Here is a 24,348-nt window from a genome sequence, read left to right as displayed (position 1 = left end):
CCACCAGGCGCTCTCCTCTGCCCCCGACGGCTCAAACCCTTCCCGGCCCGACTCTCCCTCTCAGCGCTCGCCCATAAGAATGGGGACCGGCGCTGTACACCGGCCCCCAAGCAACTGCGGGACGACCCGAGCCATCCCGATCGATGATGTTCACTCAGCCGCGTCTAGCTGTTGCGGATCATCGTCGCCGGCGTTCTCCGGATCCTTCTCATCGGCGAGGAATTCAGGCAGCGGGCCCGCTTCGCCCTCCTGCCCCACTGGCGCTGCATCGGGATCGACGAGACGCAGCGGCTCCGGCAACCACCCTGAGCCATCCAGGAGGCGCTCGGCCTCCTTGGCCATGTCGGCCTTCTTCAGATGGTCGATCAGCTGCGCCGACGACTCGCCCTTGGCTTCCCGCACCGCTTCCAGAATTCGCGGCTTGGTGACACGGCCGAGATAGTTGTCGACGGTCGGTCGCCAGCCGGCCTGCACCATGTCGAGCTCGACCGCGCGCGCCAGCACATCAGCCTGGTCGAGACGGGTGCGGACACCGTGAGCGGAGACACGGCCCTGATTGTAGCGGTTGGCCGGCTCATAGACGGCATTGACCGCAAATGAAGCACAGTGGGCGAAGAGCGATGCCTGTGCACCACCATCGAGAGCCGTCAGCGCATCCCAGAGATCGTTCTCGCTCTTCGGCAACTGCGCCTTCCAAGCCTCATGCCGCAGCTCGACAGCTTTGGCGGAGACGCTGTCCCTCAGCCCCGGAGCCTGAGCTGGAAAATTCGGCGTGCGAAGACCGATCTCGAGACAGCTCCCGGACGATGCGAACCGGTAAAAGGCCGTCAGCACGAAGTTGTGCAGCACCGCCTGAAACGCGACCGCAGGATTTTCTGCGAGCGCATCGCGCAATGCCAGCGTTCGATGCGCTGTCAGCTCGTTAATCAGCCGATCCGGCAGAGGCCTGGTCGCGTCCTCATCATCCTCTTCGGCATCGGCAGTGCCACCTGCGACCGCGATGATCGTGCGCTGGACTGAAGTGCTAGGCTCCTGCCCTTCGGTCGACGTCGGATCGGCGGCCTGCACGCTATCAGGATCGGTTGCCGGCACGTCGTCCTCAGGCCGGACGTAACCCCGGTCCACGGAGAGTCGTCCTTCGGAATCGATGCTGATGAAGACACCGGCTCGAGCGATCTCCGTCGGTTCGTAAAGCATCGGCCGGTCTTCGAATGCCGCCAGTGCCGACTCGATTTCGCCGAGACGCTGATCGACCTCGTCCGGCAATTCGTCGGCATCCTGGTAGTCGGTTTCAAGCTTGGCCTGCTCGGCGTTCAGCGCATCGATGGTGACCTGCTCCTCAGGCAAGAGATCGCCAGGTCTGCCCTCGATTTCTCTTAGGCCTTGGGTGTGACCGTAGGGGAACTCTACGGAGACCGATATCCACTTCCAACCTTCGGCGGCAATCGTCTCAGCCTCGGCCTTGAGCTTTTCGGTTGCGAGGCGGTCGAGCAATACGGCATCCTGAAGCCAGCCGCCGTCGTCGTGCTCGAACAGGTCCCGCAGAACGCCACCACCCGCGCGCTGATAGGCATCGAGGCCCACAAACTGCGCCCGGCGATCGGACCCGCGCACGGTGTTCTCAGTGAGCAACCGGCGGATCTGGTAAGGCTCATCATAGCCGGAACGGCTGACGTTCTCCCAGACTTGCTCCTGGCGGGCGTGATCAGCCGTGACCGAGAACGCCATGAGCTGCTCGAGAGTCATGCCGTCTTCGGCATAGACCTCATGCATTTTCGGCGACACCGACGCCAGCCGCAGCCGCTGCTTCACGATCGCTGGGTTCACGAAGTGCCGGGCGGCGATGTCTTCCTCGCTCATGCCGAGATCGCGGAGTGTCTGGAAGGCCCGAAACTGATCAAGCGGATGCAGGCCGACTCGCTCATCGTTCTCCGCCACCGAATCGTCCGCGGCGATACCCCTTCACGCACAACGCACGGCACCGCCTGCGTCTTTGACATGCGTTTTTGTTTCACCAGGAGCTCGAGAGCGCGATAGCGCCTGCCGCCCGCTGGCACCTCGAACATGCCGGTCTCGTTGCCATCTGCATCAACGACTGCCCGGACGCTCAGACTTTGCAGAAGCGTACGCTGCGCGATGCTCTCGGCTAGCTGCTCGATCGAGACACCGGCCTTGACGCGGCGAACGTTCGACTGGCTGAGCACGAGCTTGTTGAAGGGAATATCCCGGGAAGGCGATAGCGTGATCTTTTGTACGGCTTTCGTCATCTTAGCTCTCCACGACGGGCGGCCGTGAGACTCTCTCTCGGCTTCCAACCCGTCGCGAACAGCCTCCCCTCCTCTCACTCTCGCGCGGCCACGAGGCGAAGCATCACGCCGCATCGTGATCGGCGACAACCGAGTCCAGCATCGCGAGCTCAATGGGTTCGGGAACGAGGCCGAGCAAATAGTCGGCGGCCTTGCTTGCCTGTGAGGCTGCACGCACGATGGCCCGATTGTCTTCGCGCAGGACTTCAAGCCAGGAGCCGATATAGTCGGCATGACGCACGGTCGGGACGATCCCGAGCGACGCGCAGCTGAACGCGGAACTCAACTCGGCGACCAATTCTTCGAAGGCATATTTCTTGGTACCGTAGGATCCGCTCTGGTCCCGATTAAGACGCCAGGGGTGCCCGGTCGCATGACCGAGTTCATGCAAAGCCGTGCGGTGCCAGTTGATGGATTCGAAATAGGCCTGGGGCGGCGGGACCTGAACGTAGTCTTCGGCTGTTGCGTAGAACGCGCGATCTCCACCAATCCGAAATGAAATTCCGCTGGCCTTGATCAGGGCGTCGACCCTGGGTTCGATGAGGCCAGCCGGCGGTGGTGGCGCAGCGGTGGTAATCTCGTCAGGCAGATCTGCGCACTGATCGACGTTGAAAACGGTAAATCGTTTGAGGAATGGAATCGCCAGCGCGTCTTCACCGGTTTCAGCGGCGCGGCGCTTTTCGTCATTCGGCACGAAACGATCTGCGTAAACAACAGTAGTACCGCGCTCTCCCTTGCAAACGTGGCCGCCAAGCGAGAGCGCCTGACAAAAGGTCAGCCAGCTCTGGTTGGAGAAGCCGCACTCGATAACGGCACCCCATAAAATCAGCACGTTAATTCCCGAATAACCGCGCAGCGTCGAAGCATTGCGCGGCATGGCGAGCGGCGCCTTGATCGCCGCGGTTCCCCATGGCTGCACCCAAGGGATACGGCCGGCCTCGAGCTCGGCAATGATCTTGTCGGTGATTTCGGTATAGAGGTTCGCCCGGTCCTTGCCGGCGCGCGCGCAAGCCTTAGAATTTGACATCGCGGGTCTCCGCGACGGGCACCGCGAGCCTCTCTCGCAGCTTGTAACCCGTCACGGAAAAACCCAGCCTGCACTCTTACTCTCAGCCTTTTCGCAATCTGCTTGAGGGCCGCAGGCCCGATCAGGCGTGCGCCAGCGGCGCATCGCCTCAACGGAAAATGGCACCCGGAGAGCGCGAGCATAGCGACCCGAAGGGGCACGCGGGTCCGAGTGCAGCGACGAGACCGGTTCAATAGCGGCACCCGGGAACGGGGCAGTGATAGCGATCGCCGCAGGCGAGCCCCTTTCCCGAGTGCCCCCGGCGAGGAGCACCATAGCTCTAGCGCGAGGGATCGAAGCCTCAAGGCCGAGACGCTGCGCGGCTCGGTTCACGAGAGCCCGGTGCGGCTCTTGCCGCACGCGCCAAAACCTGAGCGAACGGGATGCAGGCAATGATACGAGAACCGCGCGGCATTTTCACAGGGAGTCTCGCAATTATGGAAGAGAGGCCTGTGGGCGGACCGAAAGCGAAGACCACTCGCGGGACGCAGCAAAAGAGGCACCCGCAGGAGGGTCAGCATAGCGCCGACGCGTAGCGGCGGGACCCGGGACCGAGTGCAGTCGCGAGACCGGTTAAAAAGGCACCCGACCCGAAGGGCAGTGATAGCGACGCCGGCATGCCAATGACGGCGGGCCCGAGGGCGAGTGCCTCCGGCGAGCCGACTCAATGCGGCTTCACGTCTGGTTGGTATCAATTTTGCTTTTGTGATAACGTCTCACTCGTGCGCATGTCTATGCACGGCGTGGGCATGTTCACTGAGAGCCAATTCTTACAGAGGACGACATGGCCAAGAAAGCGAAGAAGGCAAAGAAGACCGCGAAGGCAGCTACCAAGAAGGTGGCAAAGAAGACTTCAAAGAAAAAGAAGTAGTCGTATCGGCTACTGATAAATTGCCGCCTCCGGGTCGCAACCCGGATAAAAAGCGAGACCTCCCAAAGGATATGAAGCGTCCTTTGCAGCCGTTTGGTATCGCGGCAAGCTGAGATAAGGCCGGACCTTTGTGCAGGTGGCTGCTGCATAAAGGTCCGGTTTTTCGTTTCTGCCCCGCGAGGGCGTGATTGCTCGTGCGCGAGGGATCGAAGCCGCAAGGCCGAGACGCTGCGCGGCTCGGTTCACGAGAGCCCGGTGCGGCGACAGCCGCACGCGCCAAACGGACAAGGAGCAACAACCTGAGCTCGGAAGTCCGAAGCATCAGAAAACGGCTTCTTCAGTTCGTTCTTGCCCACCCTAGCACCTGGCCGGGCGGAAACTACCCGAGATCCCACAATCCGGAATCCCAGTCGTGTGTTAGCGATGGGGAACGTCTGCGGGACTAAACGATTCGTCTCAGCGCGGGAGAACCTTTCAATGCTGATGACCAAGCAGAGACGGCCGGCGACCCGCACCCTGCGCGGTTGGGCGATCAACGTGCTGAACGAAGCGGGCGCCATCCGCGAGTGCGAGGAGCACGGTTGGGTGCAGGACCGCGCCGATCCGCATGCACGAGCGCGGGCCTTCGGCATCGCCCGTCGAGATCCGCCAGCAGACGTATCCCCTCAAGCAGCGGAGGCCGCGGTTCGCGACGTGCTGGACTCGATCGGTGATACCTGCCCTGAATGCCCCTCTGACTAGCCACCCTCGGACGCCAGCCCGTCTCTCCGACTCAGCGGCCCAGCCGTTTCTCCACCCGCTTGCGCGCGTTGCCGACCTTTTTGACGGCCTTCTTCACCGCTGGCGCCGACCTTCCGGTCTTTTTTGCCTCGTACTGCACTTCGTAGTCCTGCCCACCTGCCACCCGCGCCCGGTCCTGCTTTCGTCCGCGCGCCGTTTTGCTCTTCTTCGCTACCGCCATCGGTGCCTCCTGTTGTGACATCGAAGCAACGCGACAAGGATTCGCAGGTTCCGGAACGATTCGAACTGTGCCAATTTGAATCGGCTGTAGCGTGGAGTTCTTCAGTGGCGTTTCAGCGTAAAAGCCCGGCCGCTATCGGCGTCAAGGCGCCTCTCCCCGGCTTCATCGAACCGGCCCTGGCCACCTCGATCGAGAAGGTGCCGTCCGGAGAGCGCTGGATTCACGAAATCAAATTTGACGGCTACCGTGTTCAGGTCCAGCTGGCCAACGAGACGGCGAAGATCTTCACAAGGCGCGGCCACGATTGGACGCATCGGTTCAAGAAGGTCGCTCATGACGCCTGGCGGATCAAGGCGAGCTCGGCGGTGTTGGATGGCGAGATCGTGGTACCGGCCGCCGACGGCACGACCGACTTCTCGGTCCTGCAGAACGAGCTCAAGGGCAAATCGGAGAGCATCGTGCTTGTAGCGTTCGATCTGCTCTATCTGAATGGCCGAGATATAAGGAAGCTACCGCTCTATCAGCGCAAGGCCGAACTCAAGAAGATCCTGAGCGGCACCGACATCCAGTTCAGCGAAAGCTTCGAGATCGACGGCCGCGAGGTGTTCGCGCACGCCTGCAAGCTCGGCCTCGAAGGCGTTGTCTCGAAAGTACGGGACAGTGCCTATCCGAGAGGACGCACGAATGACTGGGTCAAGAAGACCTGCGTGCAGCGAGAGACGCTGACCATTGCCGGTTTCGCACTCGATGGTACGAAGTGGGACGGGCTTTATGTCGCCCGGCGCAAGGGCGACGATCTCGTCTACGCCGGCAAAGTCGACCACGGCTTCGACAAGGTCTCGGCCGCCGATCTGCAGAAGCGGCTTAAACCCCTCATCCGAAGGACTCAGCCCTACGCCAAGCGCATCGCTCACAAGGGCATCTGGGTCGAACCCAAGCTTCTGGCCGAGATCGAGTATCGCGCGAAGTCGGCCGAGGGAAAGGTCAGGCACCCGTTTTTCCGGGGCCTGCGGGAGGATTTATGATGGATGCATTCGATCGCTTTTGGCAATGGGCGGACAAACCCCTCGAAAATCCGCTGACGATTCCGGCCGAGCTGCATCGAGCGGTCATGGAGCTCGCTCCGGATGACCGGAGGGACCGCGAAAAGGTCAACGATGCGGCGGCGCATGCGAAGAAGGATTTTCCAGTGAGGCCCTAGGGGCGCGGCGGAGGTGTTTGCCGCGGCGGCGCTTCAATTCTGGTCGGCGCCGACGCCATCGTTGCAACGGTCGGCCGCGACGGCTCCTCGATTCTGTTTCCACGCACCATTCCAAGCAGTGAGGCGCTGGAGACTACGACGCCACGCGCCTAACTGGGTCGGCAACATCATCTTCCCTCCTACAACTAGTAGCTGCGGCAGCGTTTACGATCCGTTGCATCTGGGAAAAAGCAGCAATTGTCCTGACAGTCCGGTGAAACTAGTCGGCGTCGGAACTAATGACCATTGAGATTATCGAGCGGCAAATGGAGTTCGGCTGCTCTTTCCGCGCGATCCATCTTGCGGAACTCGTTTTCTTTCCGTTCGAACTTGATCATCTCCTGTTGTGCTGCTTCAAGCAGGCGATTGCGTCTGGCTGCATCGTGCTGCGTATTGTCGGTCATGACAGGTCCTCTCGCGGTCCCACTCCTAGACAAATCGGGAGACGGCGCCAAGGTTCGGGCACCGAAAATTACGGATTTATGACGACGCGAGATCAGCATGGTTGTTAGAAGAAACGCGGCCGGGCTCGAAATAAGCGTCCCGGCGGCGCCATATTCTCTAACTGAGCACTGAAATCTCAGTGTTTCCCAGTATGCAATGGACATGCCACGGGTTCGTGACATCAACACTCGAGCTCCATCCACTGGCCAATGAGTGCCGCCCGCCAGATACGTCCGTTCGGGATTAATCGGATTTGTGAACCAGCCCCTCAGGGTCTACACGCAACGGTCGGCGCTTAGACCGCAAAATCAAGCTAGGCAGGATCAGGCCACGTGCGGCGCGACTGCACCTTTACAGGTCATGATCCACAGCACGGCTGCTTGGTCTTCGGTGCGCAGCAGGATTGCTGCTCTGCAAGCCATCGATCGCGCGGTTTACAGCTTGACGGACGGGCTGAGAGATAAACGCGCACCGCGGTTTCCTCTGTAATCAGACGCTCCGCCCGATAGATCTGCATCGGCCGAACACCGTCGCTCACCTCAAAGGTCAGCCTGGCTTGCGCATCGAAGCCGACGGCCACTTCGACCTTGCGGATGATCGCAAGAAATTTTCCGGCCGGCATGTGGCCGCGGTTTTCCTCCTCGATGTCCCAGAGCTGAATGAAGGTCTCGCTCCAGCTCTCCGGGTTCGCGCCACAATCGAGCGCCCTGAATGAACCGGTTTTGACTTCGGTTACGTGGTAGCTGGGGCGAATGTCCCTGCCGTCGTAATTGAAGATCAGGGACTTGTCCTTGTGTGCCTCGAGGCCGGAAAGGAGCGCAGCAGATGAGAGCTCTTCCACCGGAAGGAGAGCGCCAACCATCGAGCGGGTATTGGCAAGCGTGTTCATGGCTGCTATCCTCATTTCAATGATCATTGAATTGTAGGATTATCGAAATATGGAGGAGCGTCAAGCTCGAACCGCTTTCGCGGCGCTATCGCAGGAAACGCGGCTGCGGATCGTGCGGTTGCTTGTCCAGGCGGGTCCCGAGGGAATGGCTGCGGGGGCAGTAGCGGAGGCGGTCGAGGTGTCGCCATCCAACGTGTCCTTTCATCTGAAGGATCTCGAGCATGCGGGCATGATCGTGCCGCGCCGCGAGGCGCGCTCGATCATTTACTCGGCGGATTTCGCCGGCTTACGCGATCTCACCGCCTTCCTCATGAAGGACTGCTGCGCGGGCCACCCGGAGATCTGCGCGCCGGCGCTCGTCGCCGCCCAGTGCCTGCCCTCCAAACTCAAGAAGGCGCGTGCATGATGCGCGGCTTCGACCTGCCAAGGCGCCTTGTGGCAGAGGGACTCGGCACCCTGCTTCTGGTCGCAACCGTCATTGGCTCCGGCATCATGGCCGAGACGTTGACCAAAGACGTGGCATTGGCGCTGCTCGGCAACACCCTTCCGACCGGCGCCATTCTGGTGGTGCTGATCACAATCCTCGGGCCAATATCCGGCGCGCACTTCAATCCGGCGGTCACGCTGGTATTCACGGTCAGGGGCGAACTCCGTCCGCATCACGCCGCGCAGTACATCGCGGCGCAGGTGCTCGGGGGAATGCTGGGCGCGATGGTTGCGCATGCCATGTTCGGCCTGCCCCTCCTGGAGTTCTCTGCAAAGGTGAGGACAGGATTTCCGCAGTGGTTTGCAGAATTCGTTGCCGCGTTCGGTCTTGTCGCAACGATCGTCGGTGGCCTCCGGTTTCGCGAAGCCGCAATTCCTTGGCTGGTCGGGCTCTACATCACGGCCGCCTACTGGTTCACCGCGTCCACGTCTTTCGCCAATCCGGCGGTCGCCATCGCGCGATCATTGACCAACACGTTTTCCGGCATCCGCGCGCCGGATCTGCCGGGTTTCATCGTCGCCGAAGTTTTGGGTGCCGTGGTCGCCGCGGGTTTCATGACATGGCTCCTGCGGGGCACTGAAACCACAAAGAAAGCAATCCGATGACGATAACGATCTATCACAATCCCGATTGCGGGACGTCGCGCAACACCTTAGCCATGATCCGCCAAAGCGGGGAAGAGCCGGAGATCGTCGAATATCTCAAGAATCCGCCCCCGCGTGACAAGCTGATCTCGCTGATCGCTACCATGGGGATTACGCCTCGGGCGCTGCTCCGCCAGAAGGATACGCCCTATGTCGGGCTCAATCTTGCCAATCCAAAATGGAGCGACGACGACCTGATCGATTTCATGATGGCGCACCCGATCCTGATCAATCGGCCGATCGTGGTGTCGCCAAAGGGCGTGAAGTTGTGCCGGCCGTCCGAGACCGTGCTGGGTCTCCTCGCCGTGGCCGACATTGGCCAATTCGTCAAGGAAGACGGGCAAGTCATTTCGCCTAAGAGGCCCGGTAGACACGCTGAGTGAACCGCCTACACGTTCCAGACTCGCGCTCAATTTCCGCTGAGGGTCAAACTCGACAAAACTCAATTTGAGCGTAATAGGCACGTAGAGCCCGCGCTCCTGCAATTATTTTGCGCTGTCGATTTTGCGGAGGACAGGCAGGTGTCAGGCGTGCCCGGCGGCAGAATGGCCTGCCCTAACTCCGCGCGCGCTGCAGCGCCGCTTTCAATGCTTCTCTCTCCTCGCCCCAGCGCGCATCTTCGGCTTGGGATCTTTTCTCGAGAGCCTCCACCTCAGCTTGGATGGCTGCAGCCCTCTTCGCATGCTCTCGCTCGGCCTTGTCCAACGCCGCTTGTGCCTGATCGACCGCTTGCTGCCTGCGTTGATGCTCTTTCTGCCTCGCGGCCTCTTCCTTCGCCCGCTCACTCTCGCGACGCCTCTCCTCCCGTTCGTAGCGCGCGCGGCCTTCCGCTCCGCCGCCTTGTCGGCGGGACGCGAGGAAGGCTTCTTCGCCATTGGGCGCTTCGATTTGCGCGCGGCTTTCGTCGATCTTCTGCCGCCGCCAAGATCGGTGGGCAGTTCGGCATGCTCGCTGAAGGATCCGTCGGATCCAACCGGGCGCCTGAGAACGACGCCAGGCTTCTTCATGGCCGCTGCGATGACGTCCGGATCGTCGCTTTCCTTCGCCGCGCTCTGATGAAAGAGATTGCTGTCGGCGCCCCAGGCTTGCAGCCGCCTTCATGGAGGGAGCGGCTATCGCCAGATCGAAGAAACCCAGCGAAGTCTGGTAGGTTTTCAGTTTTCTGGCCATCGGCCTAATCAGACCTTCCGTTCGATAGTCAACGCCGCGGGCCCCGGGATTTGCCGCGGCGTCTGACGGAACATGCCATGGCTTTCAGCGTTCACTCATTCTTGAAGGACGTCCGTGCATTACGCAACACGCTCTGAAGGATTGGCCCTTGAATGAGCCGGGCGTCGACCCTGCCCAAGCGCTTACAGCCGATGCTGGCGACGCTCACCAACGCGCCGTTCGACGACCCCGGCTGGGTTTTCGAGGATAAGTACGATGGCTTCCGGATGATCGCGGAAATCCGGCGGGGCAAGATTGCGCTCTACAGCCGCAACGGCAAGATCATCAGCCGCAGCTATATCGAGGTCGCCAAAGCGCTGGAGGGCGTGAAGGGCGACGCAGTGATCGACGGCGAGCTCGTCGCGATCGGAAAGGACGGCGTTTCGCATTTCCAGCTGCTTCAAAACGCGCTGCGTCATGAAGCGAAGCTCCTGTATTGCGCTTTCGATCTCATGTTTCAGAACGCAGTTGACTTGCGCAAACAGCCTCTTCTCGAGCGCAAGGAGCGGCTGAAAGCGATCCTGCCGAGCCACCGGCTGATCGCCTTCAGCCGTCACCGCAAAGCGACCGGCACGAAATTCTTCGCCGAGGCCGAGCGGAAGGGTCTGGAAGGCATCATGGCGAAGCGCGCCGACAGCGCGTATGCGTCCGGAAGCCGGACGGCGGATTGGCTGAAGATCAAGACGGCACAGCGGCAGGAAGTAGTGATCGCGGGCTTCACAGCGCCCAAGCGCACCAGGCCGTTCTTCGGCGCCCTGGTCCTCGCCGTGCGGGAAGACGACACGTGGCGCTATATCGGACATGTCGGCACTGGCTTCAGCCACAAGGTCCTGGAAGACCTCCATGCCGAGCTCGTGAAGCTGACGACCCCTAAATCACCCTTCCTTGCCAAAGTGAAGGACGAGGCCGCCACGACCTGGGTCAGGCCCTCGTTGGTTGCCGAGGTCAAATTCGCGGAGTGGACGAGTAAGGGCGAACTGCGCCAGCCCGTCTACCTCGGGCTCAGGTCCGACAAGCGGGCGAAGGACGTCGTGCGTGAGCGAGAACGTCCGCGCAAGTAGAGCTTCCCTTCGGCGTAACCCGGCAAGCGGAACGATTGACGCACTCGCCTCCTCCGGTGTGAATTCCCTCCGCGGTGGCACTCAGTCGCCTCCAAGGTCGTGGATTTCCGGTCGCATGCCGTTAGGCGTGAGTTCGAGCGTCGCAAGCGTAATCGGCAGCTTGAAACGCCGGGGTCCCGCGCTGCCGGGATTTAAATAGAGAACGCCACCGACCGTGTCGATCTTCGGCACGTGGGAATGCCCGGAGACGATGACGTCGATGCCGGCGCCGGGATCGGCCTTCAGCGCCTTCAAGTCGTGCAGAACGTAGATCGACTTTCCCGCTAGGCGCACAAGGTTTGTGTCGGGGTAGTCGCGAGCCCACTCGCCATTGTCCACGTTTCCACGAATGGCCGTGACGGGTGCGATGCGGCGAAGCGCATCCACGATCTCGGGGCGTCCGATGTCGCCGGCATGGATGATGTGATCGACGCCTGTCAGGCCTCGTTCCGCCTCGGGCCTCAACAGACCGTGCGTGTCCGAAATGATTCCGATCTTGAACATCATTTGACGGCGCTCTCAATCGAGATTGCCACTAGACGATCGAGAAACTCAACCTGAGCGGACAGCATCTTGGTCCGCGCGAGCTCGATATCAAACCATTCCGCGCGGTCGACTTCGGGAAAGCTCTGCCGTCGACCGCTTCGAGGCGGCCATTCGATATCGAAGGTATTGCTGGTCAGCGCTGCCGGATCAAAGTGGCCCTCGCCGGCGAATGCGATGACGCGCTTCCCTCCTCGTTGTCGGACTTCTCCCAGCGCCTTGAGTGGACCAATCGATGCGCTCGGGCCGAGTTCTTCGGCAAATTCGCGTCGAGCGACGTTCTCCGGAGCATCATTGGCATCGATTTCGCCCTTAGGAATGGACCAGGCGCTATCATCCTTGTTGCGCCAAAATGGACCGCCGGGATGAACGAGCAGAACCTCGAGCCCCCGAGCGCCCTTGCGATATGCGAGAATGCCCGCACTCGAGGTTGATCTCCTGGAAGTCTTTTTCACCGCAGTCATATCGCTCCTATTTGCAGAGCAATCGAGAGCCGGCGAGCCGTCGTCCCGCCATACCGGACCGCGCTCGCCGAGCGCCTGCTTAACCTCGTCCACGGTCCTATGCACCGTTACTTCGGCCTTGCGGTCGGCCGCCTTCCTAGCGCGCGCACCGACCCGCCGGGCCGCCAGTAGGCGGCCGACGAGATCTCGCGTGACCTCGTCGAGATGGGATTTTCCATTCGCCAGAGCCAGCCGCGGACGACGAATAGGGCCGTCCGGCGTCACCGGAATGCTTCACGACACCTAAGCCGACTTCCGCTGCGGCTTGGCCGCCGGCTTCTTCGCCCCGGTCTCCTTCGCCGGCTTCTTGCCTGCGATCGGCATCAGCATTTCCTTCTGCCCAGCGGCGGCCTTGCGCGGCTTTTTGCCTGATTTCTTGGGTGCCTCTGTCGCGGTCGCCCCCTCTCTTCCGATGCTCTTGCGCAGCGCGTCCATCAGGTCCACGACGTTCTCGCCTCGAGGGCGCGCTTTCGCAGTGATGGGTTTGCCGGCGCGCTTCCGGTTGATGAGATCGATAAGCGCGGTCTCGTACTGGTCTTCGAACTTGTCCGGCTCGAAATGGCCCGCCTTCTGATTGACGATGTGCTTGGCGAGATCGAGCATGTCCTTCGTCACTTTGACATCCTGGATGTCGTCGAAATACTCATCCGCAGAACGCACCTCATAGGGATAGCGCAGTAGCGTGCCCATGAGACCTTTATCGAGCGGTTCGAGCGCGATGATGTGCTCGCGATTGGTCAGCACCACACGGCCGATTGCAACCTTGTTCATTTCGCGGATGGTTTCACGGATGACGGCGAAGGCGTCATGTCCGACCTTGCCATCGGGGCTTAGGTAATAGGGGCGGATCAGATATCGCGGATCGATCTCGCTGCGGTCGACGAACTCGTCGATCTCGATGGTTCGCGTCGATTCCAGCGCGACGTTCTCAAGCTCCTCCTTGGTCACCTCGATGAAGGTATCGGTATCAACCTTGTAGCCCTTAACGATGTCCTCGTTGTCGACCTCCTCGCCGGTGTCGGCGTCGACCTTGGCGTACTTGATCCGATGGCCAGTCTTTCGGTTCAGCTGGTTGAAAGAGACCTTTTCGGATTCCGAGGTGCGCGACCGGACAGGTGACGAGGGAAAGACGCAGGAAGCCTTTCCGGTTAGCGCGGGGGGCCATCGCGGGGGGAACTCCGATACTGATACCGGGCATGAACAACCGACCCGCGAGCTGGCGCATGCCGACCCCGAAGCAGATGGAAAAACTGGCCGCTGAAGCCGACCGTAGAGGAGCGCCGTCTCCTGCGGGTCCGGATGCCCCGCTCCCGGCCGAATATTGGGAATCGGTCCTTAAAGACCCTCGCGCCGGCCTGACCGTGGCCCAGGCCCGATCGCGACGCCTTTCAGAAATCAAGGGCCACGTGCTGCGCATCTCCTGCCGCCGCTGCGAGCGGACCGTGGAAATCCAGACCGCTGATGCCGTCCGCTTGTATGGCAGCAACGCGCTCTGGAAGGACGTCGCGCAGCGGCTGTCCTAATTAGGACACCCGCAGAGGCGGATTAGGACACCCGCTCCCTAGTGCATCAGGGAGCGGAACAGCATCGAAAGAGAGTCGACCGTCAGGTCTCGGTTCTTTTTCAGGTAATGGCACACGTTGTAGAGGTAGCCGAAATCGTAGTCGCGGGGTTTGGGCTCATATGCCCAGCACAGCCGGTACGACAGGTCAAAGGCCAGCATCTGGTTGTGGAAACGCCTCCTGACATGGGCGGATCAGAGCCCCGTCGCCTGGCACTACATTGCGCCGGGCAAGCCCATGCAGAATGCGTTCATTGAGAGCTTCAACGGCCGGCTGCGGGATGAATTGCTGAACGAGACGCTGTTCACGTCAGTGACCCAGGCTCGCGTCGCACTCGGATGCTGGCGGGCCGATTACAACGATGCCCGACCCCACTCGCAGCTCGGATGGAAAACGCCCTCCGAGTTCGCCTTCACCTGTCACCCGCGCCGGGATCTGGCGCTGCGCTATGCCGAAGGCTCCGCGCCAGCTCCCGTCGCTCCCACCGCCCAACCGGGCAATCCAACGACCGGAGCGAACTCAGGATTGGATAAAACTTGATGTGGTGGAACGGCCCGCTCCAACAGCATCAAAGTGCTAGAACGTGGTCGTTGTTCGAACGCCACAAAGGAGGGACCGTTCCGTGAAACAGCTTATCACCATCGGGCTCGATCTGGCCAAGCACGTTTTCCAGGTTCACGGGGCGGATGCCGAGGGCTCGCCCGTGTTCAACCGGAAGCTACGGCGCAGCGAAGTTCTGCGTTTCTTTGAGAAGCTGCCACCATGCCTGGTGGGAATGGAAGCATGCGGTAGCGCCCACTATTGGGCACGCGAGATCGCAGCTCTCGGTCATGAGGTCCGGCTCATTCCGCCGGCTTATATCAAACCCTTCGTCAAGCGTGGTAAGACGGATGCGGCGGACGCGGAGGCCATCAGCGAAGCGGTGACACGAAAGACCATGCGCTTCGTGCCGATTAAGACGGCTGAGCAACAGGCTGCCGCGATGGTGCTGAAGACCCGCGCTCTTCTAGTGCGGCAGCGAACGCAGGCGCGTCAACGCGTTGCGCGCGCATCTGGCAGAATTGGGGATCATCGCCACCGCCGGCCTGGCAAAGGTTGAGGCGCTGGTCGCAATCATACGGGATGAGACAAATGCTCGCCTGCCCGCAGCAGCGCGCTTCGCGCTGATGGCTATTGCCGACGAGATTGAAGCTTCAGCCGACCAGATCGAGAGGCTCGAGCGCGCAATAGTCGTGGAGGCCAAGCGCGGCGAGGACATGCGTCGGTTGACCACAATCCCTGGCGTCGGCGCCATTACGGCGGCGACCATCAAGGCGCTTGTGCCGGATCCCGGCGGGTTCAAGTCGGCTCGCCACTTTGCCGCCTGGCTGGGATTGACGCCGCGGTCTCATTCAAGCGGAGGCAAAGAGCGGCTGGGACGAATATCGAAGATGGGAAATCCGGAACTCCGCTCTCTCCTCGTTGTCGGGGCAACGGCCGTCTTGCGGGTCGTCCGAAACGACGCTCGGGCGCGGCCGTGGCTGAAGGCCCTTCTCGCCAGACGGCCCTTCAAGGTTGCCGCCGTCGCGCAGGCCAATAAGACGGCGCGGATCATCTGGGCGCTCCTGAACAAGGGCGGAATTTATCGGCGTCCCGACCCATTGGCGCTTACCGCGGTGACGCAGTGACCACCAAAACGATCTGACCGGCGCAGGCCGGCAGAGGGCAAGGTGCAACAACAGGTGATGAACCCTTGGGACGAAATCCCGAAACGAGTGAAGCTACTGCCCCCAATGCGCTCAAGCGCGTAAACTTGATTTGGCTCCTCGTTCCGCGGATCTCATCCAGGCCAGCGGCCATATTGTGCCGCGCGCAAAGGCCGGACATATGACCGCACCGTCCCAATGTGTGAAATCGACTGAAAAAGCTCTTGCCTCGCGGGCCGTTCCACATATGGGGGCAAGGTCAGGGCCACCGACGATAGCGCTGATGCACCGCGCGGTATGATGAAAGGAACATGCCGCGCGGCGCTATAGGTTTAGCTCCTGGCACGCCTTTGAATGATAAGCTTCGGGTGAAAACCTTATTATAGTGCAGACTCGTTCGGTATTATCGAACGTTTACCTCCCAAGCGGCACCACATTCAGCCTCACTTTCCGGTTGGTGCGATGCAAACCACACCTGCTGCGAATTGACGCAGCGTCCTTCAATCGGTGCAACTCGATTTTCATTCAATTTGTGGTTACAATTCGATCTTCAACGACTACCTTGCACACTCGCCACGCTAACGATTAGCCGCAGATGCCCCTAGAGATGGGAGAGCGGAATGGCAGCGCATACGGTCGAAATCAAGGATTTTGCCTATAACCCTAGTACTCTAGTGATTGTGGTTGGGGACAGCGTCAAGTGGGCCAACAAAGACTCTTCACCACACACGGCCACCAGAAATCAGGCACCAACCTTTGACACTGGCCCCATTCCGGGGGGTAACCCATCCGGGGATATAGTTTTCACTGATGCAAGTGACAGCAGTGGCTTTGCGTACATATGCACACCCCATCCATTCATGCAGGGCAAAATCATTGTAACGCTACCCGGTTCAAATCGAGCATCGTACTCGCGCAGCGCAGCGCTTGAGCAACACTCTCAGGCACCTGGTGGGAAGCACAAGGGGCCCTGACGAAGGAGAATAGGCTTCCACGAGCTAAGGGCGAGTGGTCAAATGCGTTGGGTAGTCGCCGGTGCAATTTTCTATTTTGGGATCGCAGTGGCCATCGCTGAAAAGTGGATCGCGAAGGGTTCGCTCTCGCCCGGCTTATTCAGCTACACTGAGGGTGTCCCGAAGACATCGCGTTTAGACATTGGGATATTCATTAGACCCGGATCGGAGAAAGAGGCTACAGATTACTATCAGCGGATCGGAGGGGTCTTAGGTTTCGACTTCCTAAATTCTACTCTCGATATCCTCGTCTCTCATTTGGGTTATACCGAACCGCAAGTCGTTGGTGGTAAGATTGTTTTCAAGGGTTTGACCGCGACCAACCTTGAAGAATTACCATCGTTTGCGCTCATGCCGCGCAATTTCGCCGAGTTCAATAATTTGGCCGATGCAGTCGCGGACCCAGCTTCGTTCCGTGCCCTATTGTCTTTGCAAGACTTCCAAAATGACGCCATCTTGGTCAGTCGTTTTTTTGCTCCAAAGATCGCAACTTATTACAACCCAGCCAATGCGGGCGATCCATTTGCTCCAATCGACCCTGATAATATCGTCCCCGGTTGGAGAAAATTGGTGAGAGTGACCCCTCGCTCCGGCTCGCAAGCGCAAAGGGATGGCAAGATTGCTCATGTGTATATTCTGTTCAACTTCAAAGAGGCCGATCCGAACGCGGACCCTTTTCTGGGCAAGGAGTCAGGAAATAATCAAATAATAATCGTGCCGAAGGATTCCTCAGCGGGAGATCGAGTTTTCTTCGGCGTTTACCGGGAAAAAAGTCGCGGATATCCGATTGGTCTTTTTCTGAAGGCAGACTTCGACTTGCCGGGTCACGTTGGTATAGGTACGGGTGCAAAAGATAGCGAATACTTTGTTCCTCGTGCCTGTGCGGAATGTCACGGGCATTCAGCGACCGATTCAAAAGGCACAGTGCTACAAGGACAGCCTGTTGATCCGAATGGACAGGCAACCGAAGATTTTACGATTGGGATCTACCGGTTTGCGAAACCTAACTACCTCGATACGGACCAATGGTACGACTGGAAGGATTTCGACTACCGCGGTGTTTCCGGGAGTTTGAATGACGTCGTGTTCGACGGCGGTCGAGACGTAAGTTCCTCCGCATATGTTCGCGCGTTCGATGTTATGCGCAAATTGAATACTAATATCGAAAGGGAATCGGTTGCAGCGGAAGCTGATCCTAACGTTCCGACGTTTCAAACTCTTGGCGTGCGAAAATGGCTTGAGTTGCATCAGCTATCGGATGCGCGGAAACCATACTCTGTACGAAGCATCGGGGCAGTCTCGTGGGATGCGACTAAACCTGATGAAATGAAACTGCTTCGGCTTTTGGACAATCACTGCTTCAGATGTCATAGCTCGCTCCGATACAACGTTTTCGATAAGCAGGCGGTTGCAAACCGCAAGGAGCTGATCATTCGGTTTTTGAATATACAATTGCAGGATAACGGAACGCCGTTACCTGGCAATTTTATGCCCCAAGGCCGCGTGCTTTCATCAAACGAGAAGACGGAAATTGAACAGCTGCTGACGAAAGTGTTTCCGTAAGACTTGAAGGGGAGGACGCCTTGTGTGCATCACGTAGCGTCTATGCTGCGCTTTTTGCCTCTGCTTTGGGCGGATGCGCAGTTATCCCTGATATTCCACCGGATTTTGCTCTTCCTGTCAGAGCTATCGTCGCGCAGACCGCCTGCGAGTTACGGGACGCATTTATCGTCCTCGACAGAGCGCCCGAATTCAAGAGATTCAAGGCAAAGCAATGGCTGGTGACCATCGCGCTCCTGCCGAGGACCGAGGCCGACCTCAATGTAAGCGGTGGTTTGTCACGAAGAAGCCTGAGCAGCCCCATCCGTTTCACGAGCTGGACTCTCAGCGGGCCAGGCGCTCAGATTGACGATAAAGGTATTCGCAGCAGTGCAATCTACTTCAACTTTGCTTCAGGGAACCTTATGGCGGATAGGACCTTGCAATGTCCTCCCGATTATCCATCAATCCACGTGCTTGCCCAGCATCTCGGCGTGGGCCGATGGTTATTCCGATCAGCCGACGCATTGTCCGTTGCCTCATCCCTTTCGCCCGACAAGCCTTCATATAACAGTCAAATCACCATCAAGCTGCAGGCAAACGGGTCGTACACCTACACCTTTCCTGCCGGAACTGACCTCGCGACGTTCGGCGGCTACTATTCACTTGATGAGCAGTTGAACATCAGCATGGCCCCCATCCCCGACAAACAAACCCTCGAAGTCACTTCTCTTCCAAGTAGCCAGCAATACACCAAACCAGTGACTTCGAGGGTAGTGGTCGAATCTCCGCAGATACGCCTGGACCTGCAGAGTATCGAAACGGCAATCCGGCAGCTGCGGACGCAGTAGTTAATGATTGGGGCGGTCATGAAGTGGATTCTTTACGTGATGCTGTTCACTACCCCCGCCGCCAACGTCACAAATAAGGCGGATAGGGATTGCCTCGCGTATGAGGATGTCGGCCAGATCCTAAAGATCATCGACTGCCGCCCCAGATTTGAGGGCAGGCATGTATGGTCATTGCAATCAAGCTCACAGCTCGAATTTTCATCCCTTGAAACCTGCGTGAAAACGCAGGATGTGCTGATTGCGAACTCCAACGTCGCATCCACGATGACGTTGCGGACCTGGTGCTTTTGCGATTCAGACAACAAGCAGTGCCCGACGCGGGCAGAGAATAAGAAACTGGCCGACGCGATTAGGCTGTGCGAAGTGAACCCGGACGGCGACAGTTGCAAGAAGGCTCCCAAGACTCGCTTCGATCTTGTACCCCCGAATGCTGCGGCTCCGGAAGGGCAGAACTCTTCATCAATCCGACTATATCCGCCCTAATCGGCTCGGGCGGACGCAGACCTAATGCGCCACCAAAGTGCATACTCGCGCAGAGGGATCTTTATGGAAATTGACGAACTGCTCATGCATTGGAACGCAAAATAGCACCTTTGCCGCTCGGATGCACCGTAGAGCCTTAAGACTGGCATGATCCCATGGATTTACCCCGAGTCCGACGACATTGAGCTGTCCCTTAGATGAGGCCCCCGGCGTCAACTCAAGTTTTTCGTGAAGGTTAAACGACTAGCTGGCCTATGCCAGTGTAGACATCTACGGCTGTAGTATCGGTCTTAATTTCAAGGAGCAGCCTCTCGGTTGGGGTTTCGATTTCACCATCAACCTCATAGCCACGGGCGTGCTTGGGCTTATCGAGACAACGTCCATCGGCCACAAGGAGGGCATTCAGCTTTTGCCAGACCTCGCCTTGAATACGACGCCGCTGATTGAGATTGATGGTGGGATGTCCCGTGACTTGGCCACCTTGCTCCGGCTTGCCGAAGAGTTCGGTGAGGCGCTCATCGTCATGCTTTGCCATCACCGCAGCATCTCGATCCCTGGCGAGGCCGCACCGATCCACGAACGTTGCTGTGTTCTGATAAATTTCCGCTGCCGGAATGTCGAGCGCCGTCACGATGAACCACGAGCGCCTAGCTGGCTCACCGTTTCTCGTTACGTCAGCAGGTTTAAGGCCGGTTCGGTCTCCAAACTCGTCGTTCTCTATGCGGGGAGATTGTGCATTCTTGTGCAATATACCCTGTCTAAGCAGATAAGGTCGCCCGGCTGAATCTCGCGCGAGGCCCGATAGAGGATTTTCCGTTCCTTGCCCCGGCTCATTCAACTCGACGGTCCAGTTCTCTCCAGTAGGGTCCAAGCCGAGTTTGAAATCGCTTCCTTTGATGCCGAAGTACATCTTGCCTTCGGGTAGCCACCAGATGCTACCGCGCCTGCGTCCATGCTGCTCAATCGCGTTGCGCCAAATGGAGAAGGCTTCACGGATTTGACCCGGATCAGTCAACAGTTGAAGTCGCTCCTGCCCCGTTCACCATCTCTTGTTCTGCATTTCTCGACGCATACAGAAGCTCATAGGCGCGCTCCAGTCCAGACATTCGGCTGCTAGGTTCGCGCAAGGCGCATCGACCACCGCCATCATCGCAGCGCTTGATGAAGACAGTGGAGACGGAGACCGCCTGCTTGTGAATCGCGAGCACCCTTCTTCTGGATGGGAGGCTTCCAGCAAGCACTCTGGTTGGTATTTCGGGCTGGTGATCCGGAGTGGTTCGTCGAGAGCGCCGCTGTTGCCATCGTCGATTAGTGCATCGACCTTGGATGATCCGTCGCTCGACTGGCATGGCGCTGATGCTGCTTGTGTCGAGCGGCGCGAGCCGGACTCTCGACCTCATCCAATCACGCTATCTCCCGTTTAGGACCTTTGAATGCGACGCTCATCGCGTGGCGACACGGTGGCGACACGGCCCCAAAACAAGAAAGCCGCCCCGAAGGGCGGCTCTCAAAAACCTCATGAATCAGAGGCTTATTTGGTTGCGGGGACCCGCAACAGACGCCTCCACAGACTAGCAGCGCTGGTAATTTCCCTTGTTCTTTAAGGACTTGGGTTGTTTCGAGGCTGGCTAACCGAACCTGCGCTATTTGAATTTGAAGCCCAGGCAAGCATTGATGAGCGCGCTCCATTGTCCGGTGAAAAAGCCTATGGCCAACAGGCCAATACCACCAACCGCGACTGTGAGGCTGGTAAGCACCCCTTCAGCGTGAACTCCTGACTTGCTCACCGAGATCTTTTCCCGTTGTGCCATGCGGCAGCTCCCATGAAGTCCCTGAGAGCTAATAAGGACCGATTCGGCGTGGGGGCATAGACAAACAAGGGACGCCGAAGCGTCCCTCAACTTTATTTGAAAGGCTCGTCGTGAGCCCCTTGATCGTAATCGCCACCCTTTAGTGCGTCGGGAGTTACTGCACGAGCTCTGCCTTCGGAGGTGAACTCAAGTTGAAGCAGTTGCACGCTGAGCAGCGCCCTAACGTTTGCAATGATGGCTTCACAGATTGACAATTCCCCGGTCCACTGGGTGTCATCGGGCCCGGAGGGAAATGCACCTGGGTTTGCTTGAATTGTGGAATCGACTTCGAGCTTCCGACGATACGCGATACCTGCAATCGTCAAATAGTCGTTGATTAGCATGATTTATCTCGCTGGCCCCAGGTCTCGCCCCGTGAGGGCGAAACTTTGGACGGCCGGCGAGGGCCAAACATAACGGTTACGACATCGATTCTACGCCAAAGCCATCAAATTTCAATGGCGATAGCGAAACCCGCCTCCATGCTTGCTTTCTATAAATATTCTGGTTCGTGAAAAGGTGGCGGTCGCGTCTCCATATACCGAGGAATATTTTTGAATATCTTCAATTTCATCAATTTCGACTACCGAAACAAGCAGCCCTGCTTTCGCCAGTTGATCTAGCAGCGGCATGATCGATTCGATGGTCTCTATCCGCAGCGCGTGGTATTGCGCTACAACATCGTGCGGAAGATTTTCGCCAGTCATGATTGTATTGAAGAGTTTGATCCGCTCGATTTTAGCGATTACGTCTTGAACACTTTGATGTCTGTCCACGTTCGTATGCGCATCTTGCGGCGACCCGGAAAGCGGATCACGGGCCTCTGACGAGGACTGGATCTCCAGATGTGCCGGCGAATGTTCTTCTTCAACGGCCCGCTTTAGATACGATAACGCCTTCCTAATCACACCGTTCTTAGTCAGGCCAGTAACGGCCATGTGTTGAACGAAGAAGTTCCAAATTGAGTCTTCCATAGCGATCGCGACCGACCCGCGAGACTGAGTCTTTTCGGCCGTCCGCATGCGCATCTCAGGCTGCTTCTGCTCGTCGCTCACTCGCAACGCTCCCTAGTTATCTAATAACGGGTGGCGTTAGGTAATAACGGCTTCTGCGGGTGCGCACCAGCAGGCACGATCGGCTTATCGGCAACAATGTGCCGACGAGCCGGAATTATGCATAGTGCCCCACCTCGACCCAGCCAAGATCGACGGTCGTTTCGAGCCCCCTATCGAGCGATGTCTAAAAAAGGACACGAGCCCAGCTTCATGGGCCCACGAATGGGACTGGCCGCTCCCAGACCTTGGCGAATTCAAGAACGCGGAGCAGCGTTGGGCTGAAAAGCCGGCACCCCATGACTTCGAATGCTTCGAGCCCATTCCGTCATCGCTAGAGATTGCCGAGCTTTTCGAAGAGCTCCCGGCGCAGCTGTGCGAAGCACACGCGAACCTCTCAAAGCTGAACCACCTCGGCCCCCTCCGCGACACCATCGCCGCCCGCTACGCCCAACATGAGGAGCATAAGCAGCGCGCCGCGCGTATGCACGAATGCGGCAAAACCCTCGCCTTCGACCGCTATCGCATCGGCGATCGCGAGGAGCGCTTTCGGGTTTTGGCGAACGGCTCTTTCTGTCGGGAGCGGCTATGCCCGACCTGCATGAAGCGCAACAGCGCTTGGCAGCATGTCCGGCTCAGCAAGGCCGTCGAACACTACCTTCGCGCAAACCCGCTGCACCAGGCACTCCTGCTCACGCTGACAGTCAGGAATATGCCAGTCGATCAACTTCGTGACTGGCTTGGCCGGCTGTTCAGGGCGTTCTGGAAGCTCATGCGCTACAAGCGCGTAAAGAACGCGGTTCCGACCTGGTACCGGACGACTGAGATCACCCAAAACGCCGAGACCGGCGACTTCCACCCTCATCTGCACATCGTCCTGTTCTGTCCGCCCGAGTACTTCAAGCGGGCGAAGGGCCTCTTCATTACCCAGCCCGAATGGGCCGCGATGTTCAAGAAAGCCCTGCAGGTCGACTACACGCCCGTGTGCGACATCCGCGCCATGCCGGGCGTAGGTGGCGGCGCACCACTGGATGACCTGGGGCGAAAGTCCCTCTTCGAAGCCTGCAAGTACGTCTGCGAGCCCGGCATGTTCTTCGAGGACAATGACCTCGAAGACTTCCCGCTCATCGAACTGCATGACGCGCTTCATGGCCGACGCCTCATCGGCATGTCCGCCAACCTGCAGCGAATCATGGACGAGCAGAGCCTCCCAGAGAACGAGCCGGAAGAATTCATTCCGGTAAACGCCCGGCTGCCTGAAGGCGCCGTCCTGGAAGGCCGGGAAATCTACCATTGGCGGCGAGGCAAGACGTCGGCGGAGAGCCGCTACGTGCTCGTCGACTTTCTGCCCTGGCGCCAACCGTCGGAAACCAGGGAGGCGGTCATGACCAGCGCATTACCTAGCTAACGGCCTCCGACGACGAGCCGACCCAACAACGTTCAACAAACAAAGGAGAACACGATGCCACAAGCAACCCAAATCGTCGCAGACGCCATCGTCTACCTTGAGGGCACCCGCTCGGGTGGCCGCGAAGGAATCTTCAAGGGACAGAACGGCGGCAAGGACGAGCCATACGGCGTGATCCAGATGGTCGGGCATGACGGGACCTCGGTCAAAACGTACGAGATCAACCTGGCTGAAGGCTTCGACATGAAGCGCTACCCGGTCGGAGCCAAGCTCAAGATCCCTGTGCGCGTCAGCGCCTCGAAGGACGGCAAGCGGATCTACTACCGCGAAGTACCGTCCTCCGAACCGAGCGGGCCTGGCGCCGGCCAGCCGCGTTCAGCCAGCGAAGACGCCCTACGGAGCAGCACCAAGCTCTGAGTAAGCCATTTCTTCAAATGGTACGGCAGGACGCCGACGCCCTGCCGCCACACCCAACGGAGCACTCATGCCCAAAACCACGAACGACCGGATCGTCACGAACAGATTGAGCCTCGCTCTCGGATTGCCCCGGACGACCGGCGCGAAAGTGCTGAAGCTGCCAGCGCGGCGCGCAGTGTCGAGAGGGGGCGCGGCCATATCTTTCCGCGTGGCGCCGTTGGCGCC

At 59.1% G+C, this 24,348-nt stretch carries 25 protein-coding genes and 5 pseudogenes; 16 read left to right on the top strand and 14 right to left on the bottom strand.

All coding sequences use genetic code 11. The annotated features are described in order from the left end of the window. Window positions 1-150: 150 nt before the first annotated feature. Together GGD62_RS20600 and GGD62_RS20595 are read right to left on the bottom strand one after the other, a co-directional pair. A pseudogene (locus tag GGD62_RS20600) lies at window positions 151-2,267 on the bottom strand (ParB/RepB/Spo0J family partition protein). 103 nt (window positions 2,268-2,370) lie between these two features. Then, window positions 2,371-3,333, bottom strand: a complete 963-nt coding sequence (locus GGD62_RS20595) for an ArdC family protein (protein ID WP_183709884.1) — start codon at window positions 3,331-3,333, stop codon at window positions 2,371-2,373. Between the two features lie 1,387 nt (window positions 3,334-4,720). Between GGD62_RS20595 and GGD62_RS20590 the strand changes: the two genes are divergently transcribed. After that, window positions 4,721-4,984, top strand: coding sequence for a hypothetical protein (locus tag GGD62_RS20590; RefSeq protein WP_183709882.1), 264 nt, complete (start codon window positions 4,721-4,723; stop codon window positions 4,982-4,984). A 31-nt stretch (window positions 4,985-5,015) separates the two neighbouring features. On the opposite strand, the gene GGD62_RS20585 is transcribed toward GGD62_RS20590, so the two are convergent. After that, window positions 5,016-5,204, bottom strand: coding sequence for a DUF3606 domain-containing protein (locus tag GGD62_RS20585; protein ID WP_183709880.1), 189 nt, complete (start codon window positions 5,202-5,204; stop codon window positions 5,016-5,018). Window positions 5,205-5,308: 104 nt separating this feature from the next. Here GGD62_RS20585 and ligD (GGD62_RS20580) point away from each other — a divergent pair, with 104 nt between their 5' ends. Together ligD (GGD62_RS20580) and GGD62_RS20575 are read left to right on the top strand one after the other, a co-directional pair. Continuing rightward, window positions 5,309-6,229, top strand: coding sequence for a non-homologous end-joining DNA ligase (gene ligD / locus GGD62_RS20580; RefSeq protein ID WP_183710231.1), 921 nt, complete (start codon window positions 5,309-5,311; stop codon window positions 6,227-6,229). Next, window positions 6,226-6,405, top strand: a complete 180-nt coding sequence (locus tag GGD62_RS20575; protein WP_183710253.1) for a hypothetical protein — start codon at window positions 6,226-6,228, stop codon at window positions 6,403-6,405. Before ligD (GGD62_RS20580) ends, GGD62_RS20575 begins: the two co-directional genes overlap by 4 nt. 275 nt (window positions 6,406-6,680) lie before the next feature. Here GGD62_RS20575 and GGD62_RS20570 read toward each other — a convergent pair whose 3' ends face one another. Both GGD62_RS20570 and GGD62_RS20565 read right to left on the bottom strand, forming a co-directional pair. Beyond that, window positions 6,681-6,848: a hypothetical protein gene (locus GGD62_RS20570; protein ID WP_183709878.1), complete on the bottom strand. Its 168-nt coding sequence runs from the start codon at window positions 6,846-6,848 to the stop codon at window positions 6,681-6,683. A 398-nt stretch (window positions 6,849-7,246) separates the two neighbouring features. After that, a complete protein-coding gene (locus GGD62_RS20565) occupies window positions 7,247-7,777 on the bottom strand; it encodes a DUF6428 family protein (protein WP_409333955.1) in 531 nt (176 codons plus the stop codon). Window positions 7,778-7,826: 49 nt separating this feature from the next. Between GGD62_RS20565 and GGD62_RS20560 the strand changes: the two genes are divergently transcribed. From GGD62_RS20560 to arsC, 3 genes are read left to right on the top strand one after another with little or no spacing between them, the layout of a single operon-like run. Next, the gene (locus GGD62_RS20560) at window positions 7,827-8,183 is read left to right on the top strand and encodes a helix-turn-helix transcriptional regulator (RefSeq protein ID WP_183709876.1); all 357 of its coding nucleotides are present in this window, start codon (window positions 7,827-7,829) and stop codon (window positions 8,181-8,183) included. After that, on the top strand, window positions 8,183-8,869 hold the full coding sequence (locus GGD62_RS20555; protein WP_183710227.1) for an MIP/aquaporin family protein: 687 nt from the start codon (window positions 8,183-8,185) through the stop codon (window positions 8,867-8,869). The genes GGD62_RS20560 and GGD62_RS20555 overlap by 1 nt, the downstream gene beginning before the upstream one ends. Continuing rightward, window positions 8,866-9,291, top strand: coding sequence for an arsenate reductase (glutaredoxin) (arsC, locus tag GGD62_RS20550; protein ID WP_183709873.1), 426 nt, complete (start codon window positions 8,866-8,868; stop codon window positions 9,289-9,291). The genes GGD62_RS20555 and arsC overlap by 4 nt, the downstream gene beginning before the upstream one ends. Before the next feature lie 172 nt (window positions 9,292-9,463). Here the strand turns inward: arsC and GGD62_RS20545 are convergent. Next, window positions 9,464-10,078 (bottom strand): annotated as a pseudogene (locus GGD62_RS20545) (cell envelope biogenesis protein TolA). 152 nt (window positions 10,079-10,230) lie between these two features. On the opposite strand from GGD62_RS20545, the gene ligD (GGD62_RS20540) reads away from it, so the two are divergent. Beyond that, window positions 10,231-11,178: a non-homologous end-joining DNA ligase gene (ligD, locus tag GGD62_RS20540; RefSeq protein ID WP_183709871.1), complete on the top strand. Its 948-nt coding sequence runs from the start codon at window positions 10,231-10,233 to the stop codon at window positions 11,176-11,178. Between the two features lie 81 nt (window positions 11,179-11,259). Here the strand turns inward: ligD (GGD62_RS20540) and GGD62_RS20535 are convergent, their stop codons facing one another. The 3 genes and pseudogenes from GGD62_RS20535 to GGD62_RS20525 form a co-directional block, all read right to left on the bottom strand. Then, on the bottom strand, window positions 11,260-11,724 hold the full coding sequence (locus GGD62_RS20535) for a metallophosphoesterase family protein (protein ID WP_183709870.1): 465 nt from the start codon (window positions 11,722-11,724) through the stop codon (window positions 11,260-11,262). Then, on the bottom strand, window positions 11,721-12,224 hold the full coding sequence (locus GGD62_RS20530) for an NUDIX domain-containing protein (protein WP_183710225.1): 504 nt from the start codon (window positions 12,222-12,224) through the stop codon (window positions 11,721-11,723). Before GGD62_RS20530 ends, GGD62_RS20535 begins: the two co-directional genes overlap by 4 nt. Before the next feature lie 282 nt (window positions 12,225-12,506). Beyond that, window positions 12,507-13,428, bottom strand: a pseudogene (locus GGD62_RS20525) (Ku protein). A gap of 58 nt (window positions 13,429-13,486) precedes the next feature. On the opposite strand from GGD62_RS20525, the gene GGD62_RS20520 reads away from it, so the two are divergent. After that, window positions 13,487-13,786 carry a hypothetical protein gene (locus tag GGD62_RS20520; protein WP_246800187.1) on the top strand — a complete coding sequence of 100 codons (300 nt, stop codon included), beginning with the start codon at window positions 13,487-13,489 and terminating at the stop codon, window positions 13,784-13,786. A gap of 38 nt (window positions 13,787-13,824) precedes the next feature. Here GGD62_RS20520 and GGD62_RS20515 read toward each other — a convergent pair whose 3' ends face one another. Further along, window positions 13,825-13,986, bottom strand: coding sequence for a hypothetical protein (locus GGD62_RS20515; RefSeq protein WP_183709869.1), 162 nt, complete (start codon window positions 13,984-13,986; stop codon window positions 13,825-13,827). A 16-nt stretch (window positions 13,987-14,002) separates the two neighbouring features. Here GGD62_RS20515 and GGD62_RS20510 point away from each other — a divergent pair. From GGD62_RS20510 to GGD62_RS20485, 6 genes and pseudogenes are all read left to right on the top strand, one after another. Next, window positions 14,003-14,365, top strand: a pseudogene (locus GGD62_RS20510) (transposase); the annotation flags it as partial. Window positions 14,366-14,447: 82 nt separating this feature from the next. Next, window positions 14,448-15,492: pseudogene (locus GGD62_RS20505) on the top strand (IS110 family transposase). A gap of 638 nt (window positions 15,493-16,130) precedes the next feature. Then, window positions 16,131-16,484: a plastocyanin/azurin family copper-binding protein gene (locus GGD62_RS41865; RefSeq protein WP_183709868.1), complete on the top strand. Its 354-nt coding sequence runs from the start codon at window positions 16,131-16,133 to the stop codon at window positions 16,482-16,484. 42 nt (window positions 16,485-16,526) lie between these two features. Then, window positions 16,527-18,086: a hypothetical protein gene (locus GGD62_RS20495; protein ID WP_183709867.1), complete on the top strand. Its 1,560-nt coding sequence runs from the start codon at window positions 16,527-16,529 to the stop codon at window positions 18,084-18,086. Window positions 18,087-18,106: 20 nt separating this feature from the next. Further along, window positions 18,107-18,913, top strand: coding sequence for a hypothetical protein (locus GGD62_RS20490; RefSeq protein WP_183709866.1), 807 nt, complete (start codon window positions 18,107-18,109; stop codon window positions 18,911-18,913). An 18-nt stretch (window positions 18,914-18,931) separates the two neighbouring features. Beyond that, on the top strand, window positions 18,932-19,396 hold the full coding sequence (locus tag GGD62_RS20485) for a hypothetical protein (protein WP_183709865.1): 465 nt from the start codon (window positions 18,932-18,934) through the stop codon (window positions 19,394-19,396). Between the two features lie 235 nt (window positions 19,397-19,631). Here the strand turns inward: GGD62_RS20485 and GGD62_RS20480 are convergent, their stop codons facing one another. From GGD62_RS20480 to GGD62_RS20465, 4 genes are all read right to left on the bottom strand, one after another. Next, entirely contained in the window at window positions 19,632-20,411 is a 780-nt protein-coding gene (locus tag GGD62_RS20480; RefSeq protein WP_183709863.1) for a hypothetical protein, read from the bottom strand. A 628-nt stretch (window positions 20,412-21,039) separates the two neighbouring features. After that, a complete protein-coding gene (locus GGD62_RS20475) occupies window positions 21,040-21,207 on the bottom strand; it encodes a hypothetical protein (RefSeq protein ID WP_183709861.1) in 168 nt (55 codons plus the stop codon). A 92-nt stretch (window positions 21,208-21,299) separates the two neighbouring features. Continuing rightward, window positions 21,300-21,590 carry a hypothetical protein gene (locus GGD62_RS20470; protein WP_183709859.1) on the bottom strand — a complete coding sequence of 97 codons (291 nt, stop codon included), beginning with the start codon at window positions 21,588-21,590 and terminating at the stop codon, window positions 21,300-21,302. A gap of 111 nt (window positions 21,591-21,701) precedes the next feature. Then, window positions 21,702-22,301, bottom strand: coding sequence for a hypothetical protein (locus GGD62_RS20465; RefSeq protein WP_183709857.1), 600 nt, complete (start codon window positions 22,299-22,301; stop codon window positions 21,702-21,704). A gap of 124 nt (window positions 22,302-22,425) precedes the next feature. On the opposite strand from GGD62_RS20465, the gene GGD62_RS40860 reads away from it, so the two are divergent. Then, window positions 22,426-23,706 (top strand): protein rep, encoded by a 1,281-nt coding sequence (locus tag GGD62_RS40860; RefSeq protein ID WP_183709855.1) that lies wholly within the window; start codon window positions 22,426-22,428, stop codon window positions 23,704-23,706. A 54-nt stretch (window positions 23,707-23,760) separates the two neighbouring features. Continuing rightward, complete coding sequence (locus GGD62_RS20455) at window positions 23,761-24,123, top strand: hypothetical protein (RefSeq protein WP_183709853.1); 363 nt, start codon at window positions 23,761-23,763, stop codon at window positions 24,121-24,123. Window positions 24,124-24,348: the final 225 nt, after the last annotated feature.

Origin of the sequence: Bradyrhizobium sp. ERR14 (assembly GCF_014198235.1) — a bacterium.
In the GTDB taxonomy this organism is placed as follows: Bacteria; Pseudomonadota; Alphaproteobacteria; order Rhizobiales; family Xanthobacteraceae; genus Bradyrhizobium.
The sequence above is the reverse complement of the archived record's forward strand: the minus strand, read 5'-3'. Positions and strand labels throughout refer to the sequence as shown.

Coding starts and splice junctions, on each gene's coding strand:
- GGD62_RS41865 (WP_183709868.1), top strand. CDS start 16,131: ATGGCAGCGCATACGGTCGAAATCAAGGATTTTGCCTATAACCCTAGT.
- GGD62_RS20575 (WP_183710253.1), top strand. CDS start 6,226: ATGATGGATGCATTCGATCGCTTTTGGCAATGGGCGGACAAACCCCTC.
- GGD62_RS20515 (WP_183709869.1), bottom strand. CDS start 13,986: ATGCTGGCCTTTGACCTGTCGTACCGGCTGTGCTGGGCATATGAGCCC.
- GGD62_RS20485 (WP_183709865.1), top strand. CDS start 18,932: ATGAAGTGGATTCTTTACGTGATGCTGTTCACTACCCCCGCCGCCAAC.
- GGD62_RS20560 (WP_183709876.1), top strand. CDS start 7,827: ATGGAGGAGCGTCAAGCTCGAACCGCTTTCGCGGCGCTATCGCAGGAA.
- GGD62_RS20590 (WP_183709882.1), top strand. CDS start 4,721: ATGCTGATGACCAAGCAGAGACGGCCGGCGACCCGCACCCTGCGCGGT.
- GGD62_RS20520 (WP_246800187.1), top strand. CDS start 13,487: ATGCCGACCCCGAAGCAGATGGAAAAACTGGCCGCTGAAGCCGACCGT.
- GGD62_RS20535 (WP_183709870.1), bottom strand. CDS start 11,724: ATGATGTTCAAGATCGGAATCATTTCGGACACGCACGGTCTGTTGAGG.
- GGD62_RS20595 (WP_183709884.1), bottom strand. CDS start 3,333: ATGTCAAATTCTAAGGCTTGCGCGCGCGCCGGCAAGGACCGGGCGAAC.
- GGD62_RS20455 (WP_183709853.1), top strand. CDS start 23,761: ATGCCACAAGCAACCCAAATCGTCGCAGACGCCATCGTCTACCTTGAG.
- GGD62_RS20565 (WP_409333955.1), bottom strand. CDS start 7,777: ATGAACACGCTTGCCAATACCCGCTCGATGGTTGGCGCTCTCCTTCCG.
- GGD62_RS20470 (WP_183709859.1), bottom strand. CDS start 21,590: ATGCTAATCAACGACTATTTGACGATTGCAGGTATCGCGTATCGTCGG.
- GGD62_RS20530 (WP_183710225.1), bottom strand. CDS start 12,224: ATGACTGCGGTGAAAAAGACTTCCAGGAGATCAACCTCGAGTGCGGGC.
- GGD62_RS20585 (WP_183709880.1), bottom strand. CDS start 5,204: ATGGCGGTAGCGAAGAAGAGCAAAACGGCGCGCGGACGAAAGCAGGAC.
- arsC (WP_183709873.1), top strand. CDS start 8,866: ATGACGATAACGATCTATCACAATCCCGATTGCGGGACGTCGCGCAAC.
- GGD62_RS20475 (WP_183709861.1), bottom strand. CDS start 21,207: ATGGCACAACGGGAAAAGATCTCGGTGAGCAAGTCAGGAGTTCACGCT.
- GGD62_RS20570 (WP_183709878.1), bottom strand. CDS start 6,848: ATGACCGACAATACGCAGCACGATGCAGCCAGACGCAATCGCCTGCTT.
- GGD62_RS20495 (WP_183709867.1), top strand. CDS start 16,527: ATGCGTTGGGTAGTCGCCGGTGCAATTTTCTATTTTGGGATCGCAGTG.
- ligD (WP_183709871.1), top strand. CDS start 10,231: ATGAGCCGGGCGTCGACCCTGCCCAAGCGCTTACAGCCGATGCTGGCG.
- GGD62_RS20555 (WP_183710227.1), top strand. CDS start 8,183: ATGCGCGGCTTCGACCTGCCAAGGCGCCTTGTGGCAGAGGGACTCGGC.